The following is a 2255-nucleotide window of genomic DNA, read 5'->3' as shown; positions in this document are numbered from 1 at the left end:
AATGCCTGGAATCGTTGTGGGCGTGGATGGCTCACCTAACTCCGAACGCGCACTTGACTGGGCGATGAAACAGGCAGTGGCTGTGCGGGCTCCGTTGACTGTCATCGCAGTGCACGAGGTTCCGAAGAGCTACTGGGGCCACATCCCGGTGGTAGGCCCGGCGGACGCCGGACTGCTGGACAGCCTGCGCCAGGCCGCTGAGGAGATGACGGAACGGGCAGCCAGCCAGCTCGGCGATGCCGCGCCTGCCACGGTGACTGTCCGTGCCCTGAACGGCTTCGTGGTCGAGGAACTGGTCAATGCTTCGCACGATGCGGATCTGGTAGTTGTCGGCGCACGCGGCGGCAGCGGTTTTGGCCGGCTGCTAGGGGGCTCGGTGAGCAGCGAGGTTATCCAGCACTCGATATGCCCGGTGGTGATCGTCCCGCACGAGCGGTGAACAGATCCCGCAGCGGGTGCGCTACCAGGTCTGCTCGGCGGCGCGGACGAGCATCTCGTTGACCGCCACCCGGCGGTCCCTGGTCACGATGTAGGCCACCGTGTCGGCGATGTCGTCGGGCCGCAGCGGTTCGATCGAGGCCGTCTGGCTCCGCGCCGCCTCCCGGATGTCGTCGCGCAGGTGGCTGGCGAGCTCGGTGTCTACCGTGCCGGGCTCGATCACGCTCACCCGCACCCGGCGGCCGATCAGCTCCTGGCGCAGCGCCTCGCTGAACGCCGCCGCGCCGAACTTGGTCAGGTTGTACACGGCGCTTCCCGGCCGGGCCACCCGCCCGGCAGTGGAGGTGATGGTGACCAGGTCCGCCACCTGGCGGGGCGAGTCCGCCGCGGCGCGGACCAGATGCGGCAGCGCCGTGTGGGTGATGTACAGCATGCCTTGCACGTTCAAGGCCACCATCTGGTCCCACTCGCCGATCGGGGCGTCCAGGGCTGGCCCCAGGAGCATGATCCCGGCGTTGTTGACCACGGTGTCCAGCCGGCCCAGCTCGGCGACGGCCGTCTCGACCGCGCCCGCGGCTTCCCGCTGGCTGGTCACGTCCGCCTGCACCACCAGCGCCGTCCCGCCGTCCGCCCGGATCCCGGCGGCGAGGTCGTCCAGCCGGTCCCTGCGGCGCGCCACCAGGGCGACGGCAGCTCCCTCGGCGGCCAGCCGCCGGGCCGTCGCCGCACCGATCCCGCTGCTCGACCCGGTAACCAGGGCGACCGTGTTCTCTAGCCGATTCGTCATGGCGCCATCATCGCGCGCCCGGTCTACTTCCTGCCTTTCGCGTCGACGATGGTGGTCACCACGCCGGTGCCGACGTCGTAGACGTGCCCGGAGACGCGGACGTTCTCAGGAATTTCGTCCGCCCATAGCACCCGCTCGACGTCGGTCCGCACCGTGCGGGCCGGGTCAAGGACGGGTGTGTCGGCCAGCGTCCGCTCGTCCGCGCCGATGCGCTGGGCGAACCCGTGCCGCAGTTCGTCGTCGGCGAGCAGGGTCGAGCCGCAGTCAGTGTGGTGGACGATCGCGACCTCGAAGTACGGGCCTTCTGGGGCCTTGCTGTCGACCAGGTAACCGGCGTAGGCGATGTCGCGGATCACGGCCGGAGTGATACGGCCGCCGATGTTGCGCTGCACGAGGGCCTCGCCGAGCTTGACCCCGAGGATCTGCGCCGGGTCGACCCGGCAGTCGATGCAGGTGACGATGTACAGGTTCAGGTTCGGGATGAACGGGAGCCTGGGCATGCCCTGGCGCGCGCCGGGATCACTGGCGAACGCCCGGTTGCGGTCCAGGAGCGGGGCGATGTTCGACAAGGCTCAGCCCTCCGTGGTCGGGGTGTACTCATCTCATGGTCAGTCGCGGGCGGGACTGCGGCCAGTGGCAGGACTGCCAGGTGTGGTCAGGATCCTGCCTCGCCGGCGTCCGGCGGGCGGCCTTGGTACGCGGCCCGGTAGGCGGTGGGGGTGGCGCCGGCGTCGCGGGCCAGGTGTAGTCGCAGGTTGGCGGCGGTGCCCAGGCCGCAGAGGGCGGCGATGACCTCGACCGGAAGGTCGGTGGCTTCCAGCAGCCGCCTGGCCTCGCGGACGCGGGCGGCGGTGAGCCAGTGCATGGGCGCCATGCCGGTCTCGGCGGCGAAGCGCCTGGCGAGGGTGCGCGGTGCCCAGCCCGCGTGCCTGGCCAGGTCGGCGACGGTCAGCCGGTCGGCCAGGTGCTCAAGCGCCCACTGGCAGGTGGCCGCCAGGCCCTCACCAGGCGCGGGCACCGGGCGGTCGAG

General features: G+C 70.9%; 4 protein-coding genes. 1 reads left to right on the top strand and 3 read right to left on the bottom strand.

Annotated elements, in window-relative coordinates; all coding sequences use genetic code 11:
* Positions 1 to 439, top strand: a 439-nt coding sequence (locus WA805_RS02665; RefSeq protein ID WP_424560085.1) for a universal stress protein, incomplete at its 5' end; no start/stop codon positions are given.
* Positions 440 to 460: 21 nt separating this feature from the next.
* Here WA805_RS02665 and WA805_RS02660 read toward each other — a convergent pair.
* The 3 genes from WA805_RS02660 to WA805_RS02650 form a co-directional block, all read right to left on the bottom strand.
* Positions 461 to 1225, bottom strand: a complete 765-nt coding sequence (locus tag WA805_RS02660) for an SDR family NAD(P)-dependent oxidoreductase (protein ID WP_425241567.1) — start codon at positions 1223 to 1225, stop codon at positions 461 to 463.
* A 23-nt stretch (positions 1226 to 1248) separates the two neighbouring features.
* Positions 1249 to 1794 (bottom strand): carbonic anhydrase, encoded by a 546-nt coding sequence (locus tag WA805_RS02655; RefSeq protein WP_422285881.1) that lies wholly within the window; start codon positions 1792 to 1794, stop codon positions 1249 to 1251.
* Between the two features lie 86 nt (positions 1795 to 1880).
* Positions 1881 to 2255: helix-turn-helix domain-containing protein (locus WA805_RS02650; protein WP_425241566.1), on the bottom strand; the 375-nt coding region annotated here is incomplete at its 5' end.

The sequence above is a fragment of the Trebonia sp. genome (assembly GCF_049794275.1).
In the GTDB taxonomy this organism is placed as follows: domain Bacteria; phylum Actinomycetota; class Actinomycetes; order Streptosporangiales; family Streptosporangiaceae; genus Trebonia.
This window is presented reverse-complemented; position numbering and strand designations above follow the sequence as displayed.